This window comes from Oceanimonas aquatica (assembly GCF_030732065.1).
GTDB lineage: Bacteria > Pseudomonadota > Gammaproteobacteria > Enterobacterales > Aeromonadaceae > Oceanimonas.
This window is the reverse complement of the sequence record NZ_JAVBHX010000008.1, coordinates 74,021-93,907: the sequence shown is the minus strand read 5'-3', so window position 1 is coordinate 93,907 and position 19,887 is coordinate 74,021. Positions and strand designations below refer to the sequence as shown.

The following is a 19,887-nucleotide window of genomic DNA, read 5'->3' as shown; positions in this document are numbered from 1 at the left end:
TGTTATACATCTTGAGTTTGGAGTGGTACCGGCTCTGTGGTCAGCTCGAAGCCGGCCTGGCGGTAGGCCTTGAAGCGCTCCCGGGCCTGCTGTTTGCCCGGGTCTGAGGCCGGCACGAAGTCGTGCAGCTGACCAAAACGGCGGGCAAAGGCAGGGGCCTCGGGGGCCAGGTTGATCAGCACGGCGCGGCCGCCCTGGGGCGGCTGCCAGCCGATGACCACGGGCGCGCCCTGACGCGGGCCTTCGCCCTGCAGGTTGTGCGCCACGAAGCTGTCGGCCTCCTGCTGCCATAACCGCTCATCAATGGCCTCGGCCCGGGCCTGGTCGGTGGTGTAAATAAACACACCCAGGCCCTGGCGGTAGCAGTCGGTGGCGAGGCGACACACCTGCTGTTCCAGCAGGATGTCGTCGTCGTTGGGCAACAGGTGAAAACAGCCGGTGCTCATTTTATTCTTCGACGTTCAGGGCGCCGGCGCGGTTCAGCAGGAACTGGGTCAGCAGCGGTACCGGACGGCCGGTGGCCCCCTTGTTCTTGCCGCTTAGCCAGGCGGTGCCGGCCACGTCCAGGTGGGCCCAGTTGTACTTCTTGGTGAACCGGCTCAGGAAGCAGGCGGCGGTAATGGTGCCCGCCGGCCGGCCGCCGATGTTGGCCATGTCGGCAAAGGGGCTTTCCAGCTGCTCGTTGTATTCGTCGCTCATGGGCAGGCGCCAGGCCTTGTCGCCGGCCTGGTCCGAGGCGTTAAGCAACTCGTGAGCCAGCGGGTTGTGGTTGGCCAGCAGTCCCGAGGTGTGGTGCCCCAGGGCGATGATGCAGGCCCCGGTGAGGGTGGCCACGTCGATCACCGCTTCCGGCTCATAGCGCTCCACAAAAGTCAGCGCATCGCACAGCACCAGCCGGCCTTCGGCGTCGGTGTTGAGCACTTCCACGGTCTGACCGGACATGGTGGTGAGAATGTCGCCGGGGCGGTAGGCATTGCCGTCGGGCATGTTCTCGCAACCGGCCAGAATGGCCACTACGTTCACCGGCAGCTGCAGTTCGGCCAGGGCGTTCATGGTGCCCAGCACGGAAGCGGCGCCGCCCATGTCGTATTTCATCTCGTCCATGGCCTCGGCGGGCTTGAGCGAGATGCCGCCAGCATCAAAGGTAAGCCCTTTACCCACCAGGGCAATGGGGCGGGCATCGGGATCCGGGTGACCCTTGTATTCAATCACCGACATCATGGCTTCGTTGTGAGAGCCACGGGCCACCGCCAGATAGGCGTTCATGCCCAGCTCGGCCATTTCTTCCTCGCCGATGACCCGAGTGCTGATGTTGTCCCAGGCGTCGGCCAGCTGGCGCGCCTGAGAGGCCAGGTAGGCCGGGTTGCACACGTTGGGCGGCATGTTGGCCACGTCGCGACAGACGCGCACGCCCCGGGCCACGGCCTGGCCGTGGGCGATGGCACGCTCGCCAATGGTCAGCTCGCGGCGGGTGGGCACATTGAATACCAGTTTGCGCAACGGGCGGCGTGGTTCGGCCTTGTTGGTCTTGAACTGGTCAAAACTGTACAGACTGGCGAGGGTGGTTTCCACCGCCTGGCGTACCTTCCAGTAGGTGTCGCGGCCCTTGACGTGCAGCTCGGTGAGGAAGCAGACCGCTTCCATGGAGCCGGTTTCGTTCAGGGTGCTGATGGTGTTGCGAATGATCTGCTTGTATTGCCGTTCATCCAGCTCGCGTTCCTTGCCGCAGCCGACCAGCAGTACCCGCTCGCCCAGTACGCCGGGTACCTGATGCAGCAGCAGGGTCTGGCCGGGTTTGCCTTCCAGATCGCCGCGGCGGAGCAGCGAGCTGAGGTAGCCGTCGCTGACCTTGTCGAGCTGCTCGGCTACCGGTGACAGCCGGCGCGGTTCGTACACGCCGACCACGATGCAGGCGCTGCGCTGTTTCTCGGGACTACCGCTTTTTACACTGAACTCCATGGATTCTCCTGAGCCTGAAGACAATGGGCGCCGAATGAACGATAATGACGGGCATCGCCAAGGCGCCGGATTTCGCAGAGTTAATATGCGAAAATCGTGATTTTACGCTTATTGTTAAGCGTTTCCATTAAAAAAGACAAGTTTACACTGGGATTAACGGTGATTGCATTCCGCTATTTGTTTCGGGAAACCCTGAAGACTCAGCTGGCCGTGCTGTTTGTGCTTTTGCTCATATTTATCAGCCAGAATTTTATCGACGTGCTGGGCAAGGCCGCCAGCGGGGAGATCCCCGGTACCCTGGTGGGCAAGCTGCTGCTGCTCAACCTGCCGGAGATGGCCACCCTGATGCTGCCGGTCAGTTTGTTTATCGGCATTCTGTTTGCCCATGGCCGGCTTTATGCCGAGAGCGAGATGACGGTGATGAAGGCGGTGGGCATGGGCCCGGGGCGTATTATGCGCACCACCCTGGTGCTGGCGCTGGGGTGGACCGCACTGGCGCTGTTCAACTCCCTGTGGCTCAACCCCTGGGCCAAGGAGCAAGTGTATCAGCTGCGGGAAGAGGTCAAGGCTGACCCCGGTTTTGCGGTGCTGCGCGAGGCCCGCTTCATGAGCCTGGATGGGGGGCGCATCGTGGGCTATGTGGAAGAGCTGGAAGAAGACGATGACGGCAACCGGCTCAACCGGCTGTTTGTGGTGCAGCAGGGCCGGGCTCAGCGTGAGCCCGCCATAGCGGTAGCCGATGGCGGCCGGCTGCACGAGCAGGACGACGGTCAGTGGCTGACCCTGGAGCACGGCCGCCGCTACAGTGGTACCCCCGGCAACCGGGAGTTCGACGTGGCCGAGTTCGATGAATACAGCGCCTATATTCGCCCGTCGGAAATCGAGACAGTGCAGCGTCGCATCGAGGCCATGCCCAGCCGGGAGCTGCTGAACGCTGAGGATCTGCAACAGCGTACCGAGCTGCAATGGCGGCTGGCGCTGCCGCTGTCGATGCTGGTGCTCACCCTGGTAGTGGTGCCGCTGTCGGTGGTTAACCCGCGTCAGGGCCGCTACGCCAAGCTGTTGCCGGCCATCATGCTGTATCTGGCGTATTTTCTGCTGCAGACCGCGTCCCGCTCGGCGGTGGAAGGGGGCAGCCTGCCGCCGGTCCCCGGCCTTTATGCGGTGCCGCTGGCCTTTTTGCTGCTGGTGGCGCTGCCCCTTAACCTGGCGGAAACCGCCTGGTGGAACCGTACCCGGGAAAAATTCACACGGAGCAAGGCTGCCTGATGTTCAATATTCTCGATCGTTACATTGGCCGTACCGTGCTGATGGCCATGTTGTTGTGTGAATTTGTACTGGTGGGACTGTCGGCCATCATTCGCTATGTAGAGCAGCTGCGCAGTGTGGGTGAGGGCAGCTATACCCTGCTGTCGGCCTTTTATTACGTGCTGCTGTCGATGCCCAAGGAAATCGTGCTGTTCTTTCCCATCGCGGCGTTGCTGGGGGGGCTGATTGGCCTGGGTCAGCTGGCCAGCTCCAGCGAGCTGGTGGTGATGCAGGCGGCGGGCAACTCCCGCTTCAACATTGTGACCAGCGCCCTCAAAACCGCGGTGCCGCTGATGCTGGTGATCATGCTGATCGGTGAATATGTGGCCCCGGCCACCAAGCTGGCGGCGGACGATCTGCGCACCCAAGCCCGTTCCGGCGGCCAGGTGGTGCTGTCGGTGAACGGCGTCTGGGCCAGGGACAGTGAGGCCTATATCAACATCGGCCAGGCCCGGCGCGACGGTACCCTGAGCAATATCACCCTGTATTATTTCGATGACGAGCTGCGCCTTGAGCGTATTACTCAGGCGGCCACCGCCGACTATCGCAACGGTGAGTGGATTTTATTGAATCTTACCGACACCAATTTCAACCACGGCGAGTCTATTGTGACCGAGCAGCAGGCCAGCCGCCGCTGGCAAACCAGCCTGACCCCCGACAAGCTGGGGGTGGTGGCCATTGAGCCGGCGGAGCTGTCGATGCGGGGACTGTGGGAATACCAGGGTTATTTGCGAGACAACGGTCAGGACGGCAGCCTCTATGCCCTGGAATTCTGGCGCAAGGCGCTGCAGCCGGTGATGGTGATTGCCATGATGCTGCTGGCCTCGTCCTTTGTCTTTGGCGCCCTGCGCAGTGTGACCATGGGCGCCCGGTTGCTGATGGGCATTTTGTTCGGTTTTGGCTTTTACGTGGCCAACGAGGTATTCGGCCCCATCAGTCTGGTGTATCAGGTGCCGCCCATCCTCGGTGCTCTGGGGCCCAGCCTGCTGTTTATTGGCGTGGCGCTGTTCCTGCTTAACCGCCGGGCTTAACAGTGAGGGGGAGAAGGCTGGGGAGAGGTGTGTTTTTCTCCTCACTCTTCACCCCTCACAACATCACCGGCTCAGCAGTTCCTTGTTCTGCTCCTTGGTGAGTACCACCATTTCGCAATGGGCCAGCTTGTCCTGCAAGGCCAGCTTGCTGCGCGGGTTGAGCCAAATCCAGAAATTGCCCAGCCCCAGCAGTGCCGCCACGGCGCGCACCAGGCACTGGCCCAGGCGTAGCCGGGAGCCATCGGTATTCTGTACTCTGAGCCGCCAGGCGCGCATCCCCAGGGTCTGGCCGCTGGTGCGCCAGAACCAGCAATAAAAGCCCAGTACCACCCCCAGCAAAATCAGCTGATACCCGCGGCTGGCACTGAGCAGAGCGGCGGTGTCTTCGTGCTCGCCCAGGCCAATCCAGCCCAGGTGCAGCGCCAGGGCGGTGAGCCCGAAGCACACAAAACCCGCCACCATCAGCAGCGCCACCACCACCAGAAAATCATACAGCCAGGCGCCGAGGCGACGCAGCACCCCGGCCCGGGGCAAACCCGCATAAGAAGAAGCCACCAGTCATGTTCCTTTGGTTAATTTAGGAGGGCATTCTAGCAAAAGCGGCGGCGCGAAAAAGCCAAAGCTGGCCGTGCAAATAATGCTCACTCGGCACCGCCTTGGTGATAATCCGGTTGCGGGGTCGAGGGGGTCGGGTATAATGCAAATCCTCACTCATGGTGAGTCTACCGGTGGCAGTGTGATGGAATTGGTAGACATGAGTGATTCAAAATCACTTGCCTTCGGGCGTGCCGGTTCGAGTCCGGCCACTGCTACCAACAAAAACCCGATATTATCGGGTTTTTTTGTGCCCGTTTTTCGGCTTTTGCTGACCACCTCGCGCTTTGACGCCTTGCACCGTACTGTATTCGCTTTCACAATCACTTCGTGTTTAAACGGGACGATATTCGTGAATATTTTCATTCTGGACAAGGACATAGAACGTTGCGCTCAGTATCACTGCGACCAGCACGTGGTCAAGATGATACTGGAAAGCGTGCAGATACTGTGCACCGCCCTTAACAAGAAAGGCTTTGAAACGCCCTACAAGTCGACTCATATCAAGCACCCCAGCGTGCTCTGGGTAGAAGAGTCGTACGACAACTTTCAGTGGCTGACGCAACTCACTCAGGCGCTGAACGCCGAATATCGCTATCGCTACCGCAAGGATGCCGATCACAAGTCGATGCCGGTGCTGGCGCAGATACAGCAATTCAAATATTCATCCATTGGTCTCACCGAATTTGCCCAGGCCATGCCCGATCAGTACAAGGTGCCCAATGATGCGGTACAGGCCTACCGCAACTTCTACCTGGGGGACAAAATGAAATTTGCCCGCTGGACCCGCCGGGAAATTCCGCACTGGGTGCAGGAGTCCGGGTCACTTTAACATCGAGCACAGTGCCGGCAGACTGTTGCGAAGGGGCCGGCTCGGGTAAACTTCGCGCTTTGCCGGCTCGGCCGGTGTTTTGCGATTCAGAGTGCACATCATGTTCAAGACCGGCCAGTTGCTTACCCTTTCCGTTCACAGCCTTACCGACAAGGGCGATGGCATCGCCAGCCATGACGGCAAGCCCGTTTACGTGGCCGGGGCCCTGCCCGGCGACGAGGTGGAGGCGAGGGTAACCCTGGCCAAACCCCGCTATGCCCAGGCCGAGCTTCGGCGAGTGCTGACGCCGGCGCCGGGCCGCTGTGCCGATTTCTGCCCCCACACCGCCTGTGGCGGCTGCCAGCTCAGGGTGATGGACTATGCCACCCAGTTGGAGCTGAAGCGCGGCCTGCTGCTGAGCGCACTGGAAGAGCGCGGCCTCGATTGTCCGGTGGGCGATATCCTGGGCATGAGCGAGCCCTTTCATTACCGCAACAAGACCCAGTTCGCGGTGCAGCCGGGCCCCACCATCGGCTTTTATGCCAAACACAGCCACCAGCTGGTGGAAATTGAGCTGTGCCGGGTGCAGGCCCCGGTAACCGCCGAGATCACCGCGCTGGTGCGCCAGTGGATGCGTGAGTGGGCGGTACCGGCCTTTAACGAAGCGCACCATAGTGGCTGTGTGCGTTACCTGATGGTGCGCGATGGTGTGCACAGCGGTGAACTCATGGTGGTGCTGGTGGTGGCCGAAGAGCCGGCAGCTCCGGCCCTTGCCGCTCTGGTTGAGCTGCTTGCGCAAGTGCCCAACATGGCCAGCGTGCAGCTTTGTCTTAACGAGGCCAGCGGCAACCGGGTGCTGGGCCAGCAGGTACGCACCCTGTGGGGGGAAAGCACCATTTCCGACACCCTCGGCGAGCTGCAGTTCGATATCTCGGCGCTGTCGTTTTACCAGATCAATCCGCGCCAGACCGAAGTGCTGTATCGGGAAGCGGTGCGTCTGGCGTCGCTGACCGGCAATGAGACCGTGTTTGATCTTTACAGCGGCATCGGCACCATCAGCCTGTTTCTGGCGCCTCATGCCGCCCATGTGCACGGCATTGAACTGGTGCCCGAGGCGGTGGCCGATGCCGAACGTAACGCCGGGCGCAATGGCACGGATAACGTTACCTTTCATACTGGTGCCGCCGAGCAGGTAGTGCCGGCGCTGTATGAGCAGGGGCTGGCTGCCGATGTGGTGGTGGTGGATCCGCCGCGCAAGGGCTGCGATGAACAACTGCTCAACACCCTGGCACACATGCGCCCGGCGCGGCTGGTATATGTGTCGTGCAATCCCAAAAGCCTGGCCCGGGATGCAGCCTGGCTGAATGAGCACGGTTTTGAACTGGTGCAGGCCACGCCGGTGGACATGTTCCCGCATACCATGCACGTGGAAACCGTGGCGCTGTTTGTCCTGAAATAATAAACGCTTGCCATTAATGCAATTGATAACTATTATCACCCTCTGTGTGAGGAGGTGATAATGGTCGTATTACTGGTATTGGGATGGTTGACCCTGGCGTGGTGGGTGCCGGCATCGTCGCTCACCCTGTGGCTGAGTGCGGGCTTTGCGTTGTTTGCCCTGGCGCTGATCACGCCCTCGCTGAGCCGGCACTGGTACTGGTTGCCGGTGGGCGGTCTGGCCGGACTGGGCATGGCATTGGGAATCATGCTGAGCGATTATGCCTGAACGACAAACAGCAGAAATTTGAGAAACAGAAGGTGTTTCAGCAGATAAGCAAGATCAAGGGAAGTACAAAAGAAGAGAGTCTTGAATCAACAATCGTGGTGCGAAGGGGGGGACTTGAACCCCCACGTCCATAGGACACTAACACCTGAAGCTAGCGCGTCTACCAATTCCGCCACCCTCGCATACCTGATTGTTCGGCTGTTTTACATGGGCCACCATGTTGATATTTGAGCCGTTCGCAAGCCGTCAAGCTTGGTGCGAAGGGGGGGACTTGAACCCCCACGTCCATAGGACACTAACACCTGAAGCTAGCGCGTCTACCAATTCCGCCACCCTCGCATGCTCAAATTGTTCGGCTGTTTTAAATGAGGCCGTCATTGTTTCTCAGTGTGGTGCGAAGGGGGGGACTTGAACCCCCACGTCCATAGGACACTAACACCTGAAGCTAGCGCGTCTACCAATTCCGCCACCCTCGCCCGTGCTGAGGACTGCGAATTCTATAGATTTTTTACCGGCCGTCAATACGCTTTTTTTAGAAAAAACATAAAAAAACGGCCTTTACGGCCGTTTGTTCAAAAATGGCTCAGTTTTGTCCTGTTCAGGCCTGGGCCCGGTAGATTTTGAACCTGCCGTTGGCGGCCAGGGTGTCGCAATGGCCAAAGCTTTGCTCAATCAGCTCCGGATAGGGCAAAAAGGCGTTGGCCACCAGCAACAGGCTGCCACCCGGCTTGAGATAGCCTTTGGCCTCGCTGAGCAGGGTTTCGGTGGTGCTGTAAAAGGTCTTGAGGCCCGCATGAAAGGGCGGATTGCTGATGATGCAGTCAAAGCGGCCCTGTACCTCGTTCAGGCCGTCGGACGCATATACACTGGCCTGCAGGCCATTTTCGGCCAGGGTTATACGGCTGGCTTCCAGTGCCAGGGCGTTGATGTCGATCTGTTCCAGTTCGATGCCGGGGTGCCGCTTCAGCAGGCTGGCACCAATGACCCCGGCGCCGCAGCCAAAATCCAGCACCCGGCCATGCAGCTTGTCCGTGTTGTTCAGCAACAGCCGAGTGCCTGCATCCAGGTGATCGGCACTGAACACGCCGGGCAGGGTGCAGATGGTGAGTTGCTCTTCTGCCAGCGGGTAGCGGATCACCCAGTCGCTGCTTTTCAGGGGGGAGGCGGGGCGGCTCAGCTCGGCCTGGTAGAGGCTGGCGCGACGGGCGCTGTCGAGTTTGTTGACATGGCCACAGTAAGGCGCCAGCAATTTGGGCGCGGCCTTGACGCCGCCCTTGTTGTCACCGGCGATGAACACGGGGGCGCCAGGGGCCAGTAATGGCAGGCAGGCGGTCAGAAGGTATTCGGCTTCGGCCTTGGCCTTGGGCATCAGCAGCAGCAGGCCGGTGGCGGGCTCAGTGGCGGGCACGGCACCAAACTCGGGTTTAACGTTGCTTCTCGTGTTCAGCCACTGAAAGTAGCGAAAGTCGGTGGTAAACACCCGCGGTGCCGGGCCGTGCCCCGCCAGCAGCCCGGGCAGATCGTCTTCCAGCAGGCCGCACACCAGCAGTGGCTGATGGCACAGGGTGTCCAGGTTACGGCTCAGCATCTCGCTGACCGGGGTCAGGGCCTCATACATGTAGTGTTCCTGCTTTATTTGGCAAAATCCGCATTATACATGGCGTGGCCCCCCTTGACATTTGCCGGTGGTTGGCAAAAGATGCTCTTCAAGGTTTTTTCAGGTGTTATCCATGCAAGTTTCAGTCAAACGCAAATCGACCAAACCGCTTAAACGTAAAGCGGCCTGTTTTTTTGCGTGACCGACGCCTGATTCGTTCAGACCAGCCCTTGTCAAAACCCCGGTTACGCTTTCGCGCCCGGGGTTTTTTAATTCAAAATTCAATCCTCTGATCAGGAGAAGGAGTTTCCATGTTTCGCGGTTCTTTAGTTGCCCTGCTTACCCCCTTTGACGGTGACCGGCTCGACGAGGCGTCCCTGCGCCGCCTGGTTGACTGGCACATCGATGAAGGGACGCACGGCCTTGTGCCGGTGGGCACCACCGGGGAAAGTCCGACCCTGACTCACGACGAACACTGCCGGGTGATCGAAATCGTGGCCGAGCAGGCCGCCGGCCGGGTGCCGGTGATTGCCGGTGCCGGCTCCAATAATCCGGTTGAAGCCATTGAATACAGCGTGTGCGCTCAGGAAGCCGGAGCCAATGCCACGCTGCACGTGGCCGGCTATTACAACCGCCCGAACCAGGACGGTCTGTACGCTCACTTTAAAATGCTGCACGACGCCACCGAGCTGCCGATCATCGTATACAACATTCCACCCCGTGCCGTGGTCGACATCAAACCCGAGACCCTGGCGCGCATGGCCGAGTTGCCGCGCATTGTGGGCGTGAAGGATGCCACCGGCGATCTGAATCGTCCCTGGGCCGAGCGTCAGCTGATTAAAAAGCCTTTTGCCTGGCTGTCGGGTGAAGACGGCACTGCCGTGTCCTATAACGTGGGCGGCGGTCAGGGCTGTATTTCCGTGACCGCCAACGTGGCGCCGCGGCTGTGTGCCCAGCTGCAGGATCTGACCCTGGCCGGCAAGTGGGAAGAAGCCCGTGCCCTGCAGGACAAGCTGATGCCCCTGCACCAGGTACTGTTTGCCGAGCCCAACCCGGCCTGCCCCAAGTACGCCCTGTCGTTGCTGGGCATGGCCAGCGAACACTGCCGCATTCCGGTGGTGCCGCTGCAGCAGGACACCAAGGCGCGCATTCGCCGGGTAATGGAAGAGCTGGAACTGATATAAAAAATGGCCGCGCAAGCGGCCATTTTTTTGGCTTGAACAACCGGGACGACGGGTTACTGATCGTCGTTGCCGGTGTCGTTACCGTGATGGTGATCTTCCCGATGACCGTGGTGATCATGATGATTGTCGTAGCGCGGACGACGGGGCTTGTTGATGATCACACCGGTGCGCGGCGGACGACGGCTGGCCGGAGAAATGGTGGAAATCTTGGCCTTGTAGATCAGCTGCTGCTGGCCACGAGGATCGGACAGCAGAATGCTGTACTGGTCAAAGGCACTGATCATCCCTTCAAGTTTGATACCATTGGTCAGGAAAATGGCGCAGTGGGTCTGGTTCTTGCGCAACCAGTTCAGTGCCGCATCCTGCCCGTTACCCAATGAGAAGGCTTGCTGCAGCGATTGGGGGTTCGATGATGGGGCGGTCATGTCGGTCAGTCCTTTTTGTTATTTTTCAATCTTGATTGTGCTTAATGAACGGCCGGCTTGTCAAAGCAAAGCGTAAATAAATGCTTCATTTCAGGGAGCGGGCCGCCAAAGGGTGAGCCCGATCCTGTCGCGGTTTCTCGCACCTGTTTTCTTATCTCGCAAAAAGGAGCCGAAGTGACCTCTTCCGTTTCCGGCACCACCATCATGGTGCTGGCCTGTCTTATCGTCAGTATTGGCCAGTTCAGTCTGGGACTGGTGTTTCCCGTGTTACCTGCTGTCAGTGAAGCCCTGGCTGAAGATCCGGAACGGGTACAGTGGCTGATCTCCGCCTACCTGCTGGCCTTTGGCCCGGTGCAGTTGCTGTACGGGCCGCTGTGCGATGCTCATGGCCGGCGCCCGGTACTGCTGGGTGGGCTGGCGCTGGCCGTGGCGGGAGTGGGCCTGTGCCTGCTGCCCAATGTGACCTTTGAATGGCTGCTGGCCGGCCGGCTGCTGCAGGGGCTGGGGGCGGGCTGTGGTGCCGTGGTGTCCCGGGCCATGCTGCGGGACAGCTTTGAGGGTCCGGCGCTGCGCAATGCGCTGTCGTACATGGCCATGGCGGCGGCGATCACGCCGGTGCTGGCGCCGGCGCTGGGTGGCATGCTGGGTGACTATGCCGGCTGGCAAAGTGTGTTCGCCGCCATGCTGCTGTATCTGGCCCTGTTGTGGCTGGTGTTGCTGGCGCGTTTCAAAGAGACTCACCGTGGGCCGCGCCTCAGCCTGCACCCGGTACGCATTCTCAGCAGTTACCGGGCTTTGCTGGGGCAGCGCCATTTTCTCGGCCATGGCGGCATGCTCTGGGGCCAGTTTGCCTTGATGATGACCTCGGTATCGGTGCTGCCTTACGTAATGCAGCATCAGATCGGCATGAGTGCGGCGGAATATGGGCGCTGGGCCCTGCTGCCGGCGCTGGGGCTGCTGCTGGGTGGCATTATCAACAATCGCATTCAGTTCTGGGTACGGGCCGAGCAGGTGTTGCGCATCAGTCCCTTTATTCAGCTGGTGGCGGGGCTGTGGATCATGCTGATGCCCCTTGAGCCCTGGCTGATGGTGGCGGGTGTATTTATTCAGGCGCTGGGCAACGGCATGGCCTTTCCCAATGCCATGAGCCGGCTGCTGGAGCCCTACCGGGATTCTGCCGGCTCGGCGGCGGCGCTGTCGGGAGCCATGCAGATGCTCAGTGCCAGCCTGCTGACGGCGGTACTGGCCCAGGCTGGTGTGGATACCGCCTTTACTCTTGGACTGTGCGTCATGCTGGGAGCCCTGGTGCTGAAGGGACTGTCGGTGTTTGCCACCGGCCGGTTTTAGACCGGGCATTGCTGCCGGTGGGGCAGGCGCTGCAATACCAGCAGGGCGCAGCCCGACAGCAATACAATCGCCAGGGCGCAGGATTCGCCCGCCGGCAGGGGCAGCCGTGAAGCGGCAAAAGACACGCCGGCGGCGCCCGCCATTTGCAGGCAACCGAGCAGGGCCGCGGCGCGCCCGGCCCGGTCGGCAAAAGGCGCCATGGCGGAGGCCGAAGCGGCCCCCAGCGTCAGGGAGAAACCCACCGAGCACAGCGCCATGGGCAGCATAAAGCCGGCCACGCCAAGGCCGGCCTGTACGCCAAACAGCATGGCGGCGCCCCCTGCCAGCAGTAACCCTGTACCCAGTTCCGCCACTCGGTGGCGTTCCAGTTGCCGGCTCAGGCGAGGCACGGTAAAGCTGGTGGCCATAATCAGGCCGGCATTGCCGGCAAACACCAGGGCGAACTCCGTTTCGTTCAGCCCCATTTGCTCCATCAGTACCATGGGCGCCAGGGTGACATAGGTGAGCATGGTGCCCATGGCCGCCAGGCAGGCAATGCCATAGGCACGAAAGGCGCCATATCGCCACAGCTCGCAATAGGGCCGGGTACACAGCAGAGGCTGACGCAGGGTGTGTGCGGGGCGGCTTTCGTGCAATTGTCGCAGGCACAGCAACAGGGTAAGCAGGGCGAACAGGGCCAGAAACAGGAAATTGGCCTGCCAGCCCAGGCTCAGGGTGAGGCCGGCACCCAGCAAGGGAGCCAGGGCAGGAGCCAGGCAGAGGGTGCCGTTGAGGTAGCAATAAGCCCGAACACAGTCATTGCCGCTTAGCCGGTCGCGAACCACCGCAAATACCACCACAGAGGCGGCACAGGCTCCCAGCCCCTGGATTAACCGGCCCAGCAGCAGGGCCGAAACACTCTGGGCCTGCACTGCCAGCAGAGCGCCGAGCAAAAACAACAGGGTGGCGGTCAGCGCCACCGGGCGGCGGCCGTAGTTATCGGCCAGGGGGCCAAAGAAAGGCTGTCCCAGCCCCAGCGCCAGAATAAACACCGACAGGCTCACCTGAATATCTTTGGTGCTGGCCGCAAACTGGCTGGCCATGGATGGAATGGCCGGCAGGTAGATATCGATGCCCAGAGGGCCAAACAGGATCAGGGGCAGTAGCAACAAAACCAGCCTGATAACGGAGTCTCTTTCCATGAAATCCGCCTTGTCGGGTGATTCGCTTACAGTATAACGGTACGGGCGCGGGGTTTATGCAGACACAAAAAAGCCGCGCTCGAAAGCGCGGCTTTGAAATGCTTTTTTAACGCAGTCTCTTACAGAGGTACTACGTTTTCAGCCTGAGGACCTTTCTGGCCTTGGGCTACAGTGAACTCAACGGACTGACCTTCAGCCAGGGTCTTGAAGCCCGGAGTCTGGATGGCGCTGAAGTGTACGAATACGTCAGGGCCTTGCTCTTGCTCGATGAAACCGAAACCTTTGGCTTCATTGAAGAACTTTACTTTACCTTTAACAGTGTTAGACATACCTAAATCCTGTAAACAAACTTGCTTGAGAAATCGACTTGAAAACACGGCCTTGACTTATGAAATACAGGACGAGGTACTACTAGGAACTTCGTAATGAACATAAATTCAGCGGTATTCTCAGAGCCGGATTCACTCTAACCGGTTACCTGATGGGGGTCAACAGGTATTTTTGTGACCGGTGGCGGGTTCACAAAACTTTCATCAGCCCTTGCGAGTCGGGAATTTTGGACTACGGCGGAGCTGTCTGACACTTTATCTTCCCCAGGACAGATCTGCCCGGAACAAGAGTTCAAAACGCAGGGTGACACCGAACTCGGCATCGTAATTCTGCTCTCTGGGAAAATGAACCTCGGGAATGAAATCCACGAATAATATCTCCCGGTGCAGGTTGCGCCGGTACTGGCTGAGCAGGTAGTAGTCATACAGCCGCGGGTCGGAAGCACTGCGGCCCACGGCCACGGCGGCATAGCGAATGGCGCTGCGGGTGCCGAGCAACTGGTTTAGCTCGATGCCTTCGGAATACTCCAGGGTGTCGACTTCTTCCTGCCACTGCACATTGGTAATAAAGCGCAGGTGATAAATGTCACTGAGGGGCCGGCCCAGATCCCAGCGGCTGCGTACCGAGTAGCCTTCTTCATTAAACCATGAGGCCCGGCTCCAGGAGTCGAGCACCCAGGGGCCGTCGTTCAGCTGCCACTGGCGCTCGCCGGTGAAACGCACGTAAGGATCCAGCGGCAGCTTTACCTTGATACCGGCGCCGGCATCGAAGCGCCAGTGTTCGCGCTTGTCCCGATCACTGAGGCGGCGCAGACCGAGCAGAAAGTCTTCGGTTCTGAAGTTGTTATTGCTGCGGGCGGTGTTGGCGCCCTGCTCGGCCAGGGTGCCTTGTGTTTCTTCCGGATCACTTTCAATCAGTATGCGCAGCCGCTCCTTGGTGGTGGGCAGGTCCAGCTTAACCCGCAGCGCGGTATCCCAGTCATAACGATCACGCTCATGCCATGAAAACTCCTGGCTGAAACGCATATAGGAGCCATTTTCCATGGTCAGGCTGTCGTCTGTTCCAAAGAAATTGTCGATGTTGCGGGCATTGTTGTCGAGCCAGTTGGTGACTCTGTCGTGCATGGGGGTGATTTTGTCCACCGCCCAGTGGGGCAGGTCGGTGTCGTCTTCATGACTTGCGTGGCTGATACCCAATGGCAGCAACAACAGGGGCAGTAGCATGAGTCTCATGGCAGTATCCTTTGCCTGGGCTTTTTCTAAGATTAGAAAACAGTGGACGGGAATACCATGAAAGCGGGCTGCCGTCAGCCGGGTTGCAGATCGCGGATACAAAAAAGCCCCGCTTTCGCGAGGCTTTAAAGATGGTGCCCAGAGGCGGAATCGAACCACCGACACGGGGATTTTCAATCCCCTGCTCTACCGACTGAGCTATCTGGGCGTTGGTGTTTTTGAAAAAGCACCGAAAAGTGGTGCCCAGAGGCGGAATCGAACCACCGACACGGGGATTTTCAATCCCCTGCTCTACCGACTGAGCTATCTGGGCGTTGGTGTTTTTGAGAAAGCACCGAAAAATGGTGCCCAGAGGCGGAATCGAACCACCGACACGGGGATTTTCAATCCCCTGCTCTACCGACTGAGCTATCTGGGCAACGGGGCGTCATTTAAATCGATCGCCCCTGGCAAGTCAACCGCTTTTTCCGGCCTTGAGTGCGTTCGCTCAAGGCTTGAGCAAAGCGGTGATTTAGTTGCCGGAAGGGGGAGTATAGCCCTCAATATCGACGTCGGCGCCTTCAAACAGATAGGCGACCATTTCCTGCTCGAGCAGCTGGCGATGCTCGGCATTCATCATGTTCAGTTTTTTCTCATTGATCAGCATGGTCTGCTTCTTCTGCCACTCGGACCAGGCTTCCTTGGAAATATTGTCGTAAATGCGCTTGCCGAGCTCTCCCGGGTACATCTGAAAGTCCAGACCTTCGGCTTCCTTCTTCAAACGCTGGCAAAAAATGGTTCGGCTCATCATGTCCTCTTGTGCAGTTGCGGGTAGGCGAGCAGCTTTTTGGTGGCGGCTGCCAGACCTACCGGTGCCGGTTGACGCAAGTTATACCAAAGACGCTCGTCACTCGCCATGACCTCGGCGGGAATGTGGGGCAATGGCACGCGCCAGGGGCTGATATCCAGGTGAAAGTGACTGAAGGTGTGGCGAAAGCCGGGCAGGGGCTCGGGCTTGCCGGCATCGGGAAAGCGCCTGAGCCATTGCTGCATTTCAGCCTCGTCGGCAAACTCGGGAAAACAGTAAAGTCCGCCCCACAGCCCCTGCGGCGGGCGTTGTACCAGCAGCAGCTGGTCGCCGCTTTGCAGCAGCACAAAGCAGGCCTTTTTTTCCGGCTGCACGGTTTTTTTGGGTTTGGACTCGGGAAAGGCGGTGGGGGTGCCCAGCAACCGGGCCTGGCAGTCTTCACTGACCGGGCAACGCTCGCAGGCGGGCTTGCTGCGGGTGCAGATGGTGGCACCCATGTCCATCATGGCCTGATTGTACTGACTGACGCCCTCATCGGGAGTGAGCTCGGCGACCTTGTCCCAGAGCGCGTTTTCCACTTCCTTTTTGCCCGGCCAGCCCGGCTGCCCCAGCCAGCGGGTAAGCACCCGTTTAACATTGCCGTCGAGAATGCCGTGGTGCTGGCCAAGAGACAGCGACAGTACGGCGCCGGCGGTGGAGCGGCCGATACCGGGCAGGCCCAGTACTTCCTCAAAGCGTTCGGGAAAGTGCCCGTCATAGTGATCGCGAATGACCTGGGCGGCCTTGTGCAGGTTGCGGGCACGGGCGTAGTAACCCAGGCCGGTCCAGAGGTGCAGCACCTCATCCTGAGCGGCGTCGGCCAGGCTGACCACGTCGGGAAAGCGCTCCATAAAACGCTGGTAATAGGGAATAACCGTGCTGACCTGGGTTTGCTGCAGCATGATTTCTGATACCCACACCCGGTAGGGACTTTTATTTTGCTGCCAGGGCAGGGTTTTGCGGCCGTGCAGATCGTGCCAGGCCAGAATGCGGCTTGAAAAGGAAAGGCGTTTCACTGAAGTGGTTGTGTGGTTTGGCATGGGCGAATTCGACCACAAGCCGGGCCGGGGTGCAAACCCGGGATGTTGTTTATGGTTTGTTATTGCGATGTTTTCTGATACAAAAGAAAGGTTTTGTTGGCGCCCGCCACGCGTAGTAATTCAGAGAGACCCCTATGCAGCCGTTTTTTGCCCAGCGCTTTGCCAAGGTAGAGCCTTCCTTTATTCGAGAAATACTGAAAGTCGCCGTCAACCCGGAAGTGATCTCCTTTGCCGGCGGCCTGCCCAACCCGGAGTTCTTTCCGAACGAAGAGCTGGAAGTGGCCACCGCCAAGGTGCTGCAGAACAAGGGCAACGGCGCGCTGCAATATGCCGCCACCGAGGGCTTTGGCCCACTGCGCGACTACATTGCCGCCCGCTACCGCACCCAGCACGGCATGGACGTGAACCCGGACAATATTCTGATCACCAACGGCTCCCAGCAGGCGCTGGATCTGATTGGCAAGGTGCTGGTGGATGAAGGCTCCAAGCTGATTATCGAGGAGCCGGGCTACCTGGGGGCCATTCAGGCGCTGTCGGTTTACCAGCCCCAGTTTCAGGGGGTGGCTCTGAACGACGATGGCCCCGATCTGAACGCGCTCGACGCCCTGCTGGGCGAGGCCAATCATGCCCGGCTGATGTACGGGGTGACCAACTTTCAGAATCCGTCAGGTCTGAGCTATAGCCTGGAAAAACGCAAGGCGGTGGCCGAGCGACTGGTTAAGCACAATGTGCTGATGGTGGAAGACAACCCCTATGGCGAGCTGCGCTTTGAAGGCGAGCACCTGCCGCCCATCGCCAAGCTGGCGCCGGAAAACGTGGTGCTGCTGGGCTCTTTCTCCAAGGTGGTGGTGCCGTCTTTCCGTCTGGGCTGGATGGTGGTCCCTGACTGGTTGCGCCAGAAGATCACCATTGCCAAGCAGGCCTCCGATCTGCACACCAACGGCTTTGTGCAGCAGGTGCTGTACAGTTACCTGCAGGACAACAGTCTGGATGCCCATATCGATCGCATTCGCACCGTGTATGGCGAACAGAAAAAGGTGATGGAGCAGGCGCTGCTGCGTCATTGTCCGGGGCTGGACTTCACCCGTCCGGAAGGCGGCATGTTCCTGTGGCTGCGGTTGCCCGAGCACATCAGAGCCATGGAGCTGTTCAACCTCTCCATCAAGGAAAACGTGGCTTTTGTGCCGGGCCAGCCCTTCTACGTGCGCCCGGACATTCTCAACACCGCCCGTTTCAGTTATTCCGGCTCCGACGCCGCCACCATTGAAGAGGGCATCGGCCGCTTTGGTCGGGTGATCCGCCAGGTACTGTAAAAGTAAAGGGGCCAGCCGGCCCCTTTATTATTCCTGCTCGCTGATCGATAACCCTGGCGGCTGATGCTTGATGGTCTTGGTGACTATGTAGGTGTAGTAGCGCTCTATACCGAGATTGGCGGCCAGCCAGCGGTCAATCTGACGCTGATATTGATCAATGTCGTCACACATCACCTTCAGCACATAGTCCACACCGCCGCCGGTGGCGTAGCAGTCGGTCACCTTGTCACACTCCTGCATGGCCCGTTCAAACCGGCGCATGGCTTCTGCGCTGTGCCGGCCCAGACTGATCTCCACCAACACCGAGGTTCGCCCCTGCAGCAGTTCGGTGTTGATGTGTGCGCCATAGCCTTCAATGATGCCGGCCTGCTCCAGCCGCTTTACCCGCTCCCAGCAGGGGCTGACCGACAGGTTGATGGCCTCGGCCAGGGCCGACTTGGTAATGCGGCCCCGGCGCTGCAGTATTTGCAGAATTTGAATGTCGTAGCGATCCAGCCGCATGATTTCGCCTTTTTAAGTCAGAAACATCGTCATTTTTTCACAAACAGCTGGCGCGGATAGTTGCACAGGGGCTCGCCGCCGTTTTTGGTGATCACTATGCTTTCGGTGGTTTCCATGCCCCAGTCATCCAGCCATAACCCGGGCATAAAGTGAAAGGTCATGCCTGGCTCCAGTATGGTGTTATCGGTGTTGCGCAGGCTCATGCTGCGTTCGCCCCAGTCCGGCGGATAGCTCATGCCAATGGGATAGCCACAGCGGGCACCTTCCCGGTCAAAGCCGTATTCTGCCAGGGCGGCGTTAAGGGCGTTGGCAATGTCGGCACAGCGGTTACCGGGCTGGGCTGCTGCCAGCCCGGCTTCCAGCCCGGCGTTGAGGGCCTCTTCGGCACGCAGAAAATTGTCGGTGGGCCGGCCCAGATAAATGGTGCGCGACAGCACGCAATGGTAGCGGCGGTGGCAGCCGGCCAGCTCGAAAAAGGTGCCCTGATCCCGGCAAAAGGGTCTGTCATCCCAGGTCAGGTGCGGTGCCGAGGCGTCCATACCCGAAGGCAGCATGGGCACCATGGATGGGTAATCACCAAAATGGCCGTCATGCCCCTCCATGGCCACCCGGTAGATCTCCGCCACCAGCAGATGCTTGGGCAGGCCCGGCTCGATCATTTCCAGTGCGGCGGCATGCATGCGTTCCACGATACGGGCGGCAATACGCATATAACGTAGCTCGGTGTCCGACTTGATGGCCCGGCACCAGTTCACCAGGGCGGTGGCATCCACCAGCTCGGCGTCGGGCAGGTTCTCGTGCAGGGCCTGCCAGGCCGCCGGCGTGAAATAGTAGCTGTCCATTTCTACCCCGATGCGGCCATAGGCCCGCTCATGAGGCTTTAGGTACTGGTTGGCCAGGTACTCCATGGCGTTCATGGGCGGGTTCATCACGTAATAGTCGGGATACCAGAGAATATTGTCTTCCTCTATCCAGACGGTGCGACGGGCGCCGTTGGCATCCATGTGGCGGCCAAACCACCAGGGCTCGCCGGTCATGCTGACTACTGCCGCCTGAGGTGTGTAGAAGGACCAGCCGTCATAGCCGGTGAGCCAGGCGATATTGGCCGGGTCGTGCACGATCAGGGTCTGAATATCCTGTTTCAGCATATCGGCCCTGACTCTGGCCAGGCGTTGGTGATATTCCTCCCGTGAAAAACCGGGGATCTGTGTGTGCATGCCTGCCCCCTTGTATGAAGCATGAAAACCATAAGCCCGGTAGCGGGACTCACTCCAGTACAGTTCAGCCGCGCCGATGGTGTCAACTCGCCGGCAGCAAAGCGTTCTTAATCCTTTTCGGCGACTTCATCTTCGCGCCTCGATTTCGCTGGGACTCATGTGTTTCTGGGTGAAACTTTAAAAGTTTTTTAACTTTTGCAGGTTTTGTGAGGTTGATCACGCGAAATTGCCTTCAGTGGATCATTGTGGTTGCTGTGCTGTTTTT

At 59.5% G+C, this 19,887-nt stretch carries 20 protein-coding genes and 7 tRNA genes; 9 read left to right on the top strand and 18 right to left on the bottom strand.

The window, feature by feature from the left end; all coding sequences use genetic code 11:
• Nucleotides 1-2 precede the first annotated feature (2 nt).
• Nucleotides 3-446, bottom strand: coding sequence for a DNA polymerase III subunit chi (locus Q9290_RS12500; protein ID WP_306079978.1), 444 nt, complete (start codon nt 444-446; stop codon nt 3-5).
• Between the two features lies 1 nt (nt 447).
• On the bottom strand, nt 448-1,959 hold the full coding sequence (gene pepA / locus Q9290_RS12495; protein WP_306079977.1) for a leucyl aminopeptidase: 1,512 nt from the start codon (nt 1,957-1,959) through the stop codon (nt 448-450).
• 159 nt (nt 1,960-2,118) lie between these two features.
• Between pepA and lptF the strand changes: the two genes are divergently transcribed.
• Together lptF and lptG are read left to right on the top strand one after the other, a co-directional pair.
• Complete coding sequence (gene lptF, locus Q9290_RS12490; RefSeq protein WP_306079976.1) at nt 2,119-3,228, top strand: LPS export ABC transporter permease LptF; 1,110 nt, start codon at nt 2,119-2,121, stop codon at nt 3,226-3,228.
• Complete coding sequence (gene lptG, locus Q9290_RS12485; protein ID WP_306079975.1) at nt 3,228-4,298, top strand: LPS export ABC transporter permease LptG; 1,071 nt, start codon at nt 3,228-3,230, stop codon at nt 4,296-4,298. The genes lptF and lptG overlap by 1 nt, the downstream gene beginning before the upstream one ends.
• Nucleotides 4,299-4,361: 63 nt before the next feature.
• On the opposite strand, the gene Q9290_RS12480 is transcribed toward lptG, so the two are convergent.
• Entirely contained in the window at nt 4,362-4,853 is a 492-nt protein-coding gene (locus Q9290_RS12480) for an RDD family protein (protein WP_306079974.1), read from the bottom strand.
• 175 nt (nt 4,854-5,028) lie between these two features.
• Between Q9290_RS12480 and Q9290_RS12475 the strand changes: the two genes are divergently transcribed.
• The 4 genes from Q9290_RS12475 (at nt 5,029) to Q9290_RS12460 (ending at nt 7,429) form a co-directional block, all read left to right on the top strand.
• Nucleotides 5,029-5,113 (top strand) — tRNA-Leu (locus tag Q9290_RS12475).
• A 131-nt stretch (nt 5,114-5,244) separates the two neighbouring features.
• Nucleotides 5,245-5,724 carry a pyrimidine dimer DNA glycosylase/endonuclease V gene (locus Q9290_RS12470; RefSeq protein ID WP_306079973.1) on the top strand — a complete coding sequence of 160 codons (480 nt, stop codon included), beginning with the start codon at nt 5,245-5,247 and terminating at the stop codon, nt 5,722-5,724.
• Between the two features lie 100 nt (nt 5,725-5,824).
• Nucleotides 5,825-7,162, top strand: coding sequence for a 23S rRNA (uracil(1939)-C(5))-methyltransferase RlmD (gene rlmD / locus Q9290_RS12465; RefSeq protein ID WP_306079972.1), 1,338 nt, complete (start codon nt 5,825-5,827; stop codon nt 7,160-7,162).
• Nucleotides 7,163-7,222: 60 nt separating this feature from the next.
• Complete coding sequence (locus Q9290_RS12460; protein ID WP_306079971.1) at nt 7,223-7,429, top strand: hypothetical protein; 207 nt, start codon at nt 7,223-7,225, stop codon at nt 7,427-7,429.
• 96 nt (nt 7,430-7,525) lie between these two features.
• Here Q9290_RS12460 and Q9290_RS12455 read toward each other — a convergent pair.
• The 4 genes from Q9290_RS12455 to rsmC all read right to left on the bottom strand — a co-directional run bounded on the left by Q9290_RS12455 (nt 7,526) and on the right by rsmC (nt 9,047).
• Nucleotides 7,526-7,611 (bottom strand) — tRNA-Leu (locus Q9290_RS12455).
• Nucleotides 7,612-7,682: 71 nt separating this feature from the next.
• Nucleotides 7,683-7,768: transfer RNA gene (locus tag Q9290_RS12450), tRNA-Leu, on the bottom strand.
• Nucleotides 7,769-7,819: 51 nt separating this feature from the next.
• A tRNA-Leu gene (locus Q9290_RS12445) sits at nt 7,820-7,905 on the bottom strand.
• A 122-nt stretch (nt 7,906-8,027) separates the two neighbouring features.
• Nucleotides 8,028-9,047, bottom strand: coding sequence for a 16S rRNA (guanine(1207)-N(2))-methyltransferase RsmC (gene rsmC, locus Q9290_RS12440; protein ID WP_306079970.1), 1,020 nt, complete (start codon nt 9,045-9,047; stop codon nt 8,028-8,030).
• 290 nt (nt 9,048-9,337) lie between these two features.
• Here rsmC and dapA point away from each other — a divergent pair, with 290 nt between their 5' ends.
• Nucleotides 9,338-10,210, top strand: coding sequence for a 4-hydroxy-tetrahydrodipicolinate synthase (gene dapA, locus Q9290_RS12435; RefSeq protein ID WP_306079969.1), 873 nt, complete (start codon nt 9,338-9,340; stop codon nt 10,208-10,210).
• Nucleotides 10,211-10,263: 53 nt separating this feature from the next.
• Here the strand turns inward: dapA and hfq are convergent, their stop codons facing one another.
• A complete protein-coding gene (gene hfq, locus Q9290_RS12430; RefSeq protein WP_306079968.1) occupies nt 10,264-10,635 on the bottom strand; it encodes an RNA chaperone Hfq in 372 nt (123 codons plus the stop codon).
• A 174-nt stretch (nt 10,636-10,809) separates the two neighbouring features.
• On the opposite strand from hfq, the gene Q9290_RS12425 reads away from it, so the two are divergent.
• Entirely contained in the window at nt 10,810-11,982 is a 1,173-nt protein-coding gene (locus tag Q9290_RS12425; RefSeq protein WP_306079967.1) for a multidrug effflux MFS transporter, read from the top strand.
• Here the strand turns inward: Q9290_RS12425 and Q9290_RS12420 are convergent.
• From Q9290_RS12420 to mutY, 8 genes are all read right to left on the bottom strand, one after another.
• Nucleotides 11,979-13,163 carry a Bcr/CflA family efflux MFS transporter gene (locus tag Q9290_RS12420; protein WP_306079966.1) on the bottom strand — a complete coding sequence of 395 codons (1,185 nt, stop codon included), beginning with the start codon at nt 13,161-13,163 and terminating at the stop codon, nt 11,979-11,981. The genes Q9290_RS12425 and Q9290_RS12420 overlap by 4 nt on opposite strands.
• A gap of 119 nt (nt 13,164-13,282) precedes the next feature.
• Nucleotides 13,283-13,492 carry a cold-shock protein gene (locus Q9290_RS12415; RefSeq protein ID WP_014291396.1) on the bottom strand — a complete coding sequence of 70 codons (210 nt, stop codon included), beginning with the start codon at nt 13,490-13,492 and terminating at the stop codon, nt 13,283-13,285.
• A gap of 255 nt (nt 13,493-13,747) precedes the next feature.
• A complete protein-coding gene (locus Q9290_RS12410; RefSeq protein ID WP_306079965.1) occupies nt 13,748-14,725 on the bottom strand; it encodes a hypothetical protein in 978 nt (325 codons plus the stop codon).
• Between the two features lie 132 nt (nt 14,726-14,857).
• Nucleotides 14,858-14,933, bottom strand: a tRNA-Phe gene (locus Q9290_RS12405).
• A gap of 29 nt (nt 14,934-14,962) precedes the next feature.
• Nucleotides 14,963-15,038 (bottom strand) — tRNA-Phe (locus tag Q9290_RS12400).
• A 29-nt stretch (nt 15,039-15,067) separates the two neighbouring features.
• Nucleotides 15,068-15,143, bottom strand: a tRNA-Phe gene (locus Q9290_RS12395).
• A 93-nt stretch (nt 15,144-15,236) separates the two neighbouring features.
• The gene (locus tag Q9290_RS12390) at nt 15,237-15,512 is read right to left on the bottom strand and encodes an oxidative damage protection protein (RefSeq protein ID WP_306079964.1); all 276 of its coding nucleotides are present in this window, start codon (nt 15,510-15,512) and stop codon (nt 15,237-15,239) included.
• The gene (gene mutY, locus Q9290_RS12385) at nt 15,512-16,591 is read right to left on the bottom strand and encodes an A/G-specific adenine glycosylase (protein ID WP_306079963.1); all 1,080 of its coding nucleotides are present in this window, start codon (nt 16,589-16,591) and stop codon (nt 15,512-15,514) included. The genes Q9290_RS12390 and mutY overlap by 1 nt, the downstream gene beginning before the upstream one ends.
• A 134-nt stretch (nt 16,592-16,725) precedes the next feature.
• Here mutY and Q9290_RS12380 point away from each other — a divergent pair, with 134 nt between their 5' ends.
• Nucleotides 16,726-17,904, top strand: coding sequence for an aminotransferase-like domain-containing protein (locus tag Q9290_RS12380; RefSeq protein WP_306079962.1), 1,179 nt, complete (start codon nt 16,726-16,728; stop codon nt 17,902-17,904).
• A 27-nt stretch (nt 17,905-17,931) separates the two neighbouring features.
• Here Q9290_RS12380 and Q9290_RS12375 read toward each other — a convergent pair whose 3' ends face one another.
• On the bottom strand, nt 17,932-18,405 hold the full coding sequence (locus tag Q9290_RS12375; RefSeq protein WP_306079961.1) for an Lrp/AsnC family transcriptional regulator: 474 nt from the start codon (nt 18,403-18,405) through the stop codon (nt 17,932-17,934).
• 29 nt (nt 18,406-18,434) lie between these two features.
• A complete protein-coding gene (locus Q9290_RS12370; RefSeq protein ID WP_306079960.1) occupies nt 18,435-19,622 on the bottom strand; it encodes a M24 family metallopeptidase in 1,188 nt (395 codons plus the stop codon).
• Nucleotides 19,623-19,887 lie beyond the last annotated feature (265 nt).

Coding starts and splice junctions, on each gene's coding strand:
- hfq (WP_306079968.1), bottom strand. CDS start 10,635: ATGACCGCCCCATCATCGAACCCCCAATCGCTGCAGCAAGCCTTCTCA.
- pepA (WP_306079977.1), bottom strand. CDS start 1,959: ATGGAGTTCAGTGTAAAAAGCGGTAGTCCCGAGAAACAGCGCAGCGCC.
- rsmC (WP_306079970.1), bottom strand. CDS start 9,047: ATGTATGAGGCCCTGACCCCGGTCAGCGAGATGCTGAGCCGTAACCTG.
- rlmD (WP_306079972.1), top strand. CDS start 5,825: ATGTTCAAGACCGGCCAGTTGCTTACCCTTTCCGTTCACAGCCTTACC.
- Q9290_RS12390 (WP_306079964.1), bottom strand. CDS start 15,512: ATGAGCCGAACCATTTTTTGCCAGCGTTTGAAGAAGGAAGCCGAAGGT.
- Q9290_RS12500 (WP_306079978.1), bottom strand. CDS start 446: ATGAGCACCGGCTGTTTTCACCTGTTGCCCAACGACGACGACATCCTG.
- lptG (WP_306079975.1), top strand. CDS start 3,228: ATGTTCAATATTCTCGATCGTTACATTGGCCGTACCGTGCTGATGGCC.
- Q9290_RS12370 (WP_306079960.1), bottom strand. CDS start 19,622: ATGCACACACAGATCCCCGGTTTTTCACGGGAGGAATATCACCAACGC.
- dapA (WP_306079969.1), top strand. CDS start 9,338: ATGTTTCGCGGTTCTTTAGTTGCCCTGCTTACCCCCTTTGACGGTGAC.
- Q9290_RS12420 (WP_306079966.1), bottom strand. CDS start 13,163: ATGGAAAGAGACTCCGTTATCAGGCTGGTTTTGTTGCTACTGCCCCTG.
- mutY (WP_306079963.1), bottom strand. CDS start 16,591: ATGCCAAACCACACAACCACTTCAGTGAAACGCCTTTCCTTTTCAAGC.
- Q9290_RS12460 (WP_306079971.1), top strand. CDS start 7,223: ATGGTCGTATTACTGGTATTGGGATGGTTGACCCTGGCGTGGTGGGTG.
- Q9290_RS12375 (WP_306079961.1), bottom strand. CDS start 18,405: ATGCGGCTGGATCGCTACGACATTCAAATTCTGCAAATACTGCAGCGC.
- Q9290_RS12410 (WP_306079965.1), bottom strand. CDS start 14,725: ATGAGACTCATGCTACTGCCCCTGTTGTTGCTGCCATTGGGTATCAGC.
- Q9290_RS12415 (WP_014291396.1), bottom strand. CDS start 13,492: ATGTCTAACACTGTTAAAGGTAAAGTAAAGTTCTTCAATGAAGCCAAA.
- Q9290_RS12380 (WP_306079962.1), top strand. CDS start 16,726: ATGCAGCCGTTTTTTGCCCAGCGCTTTGCCAAGGTAGAGCCTTCCTTT.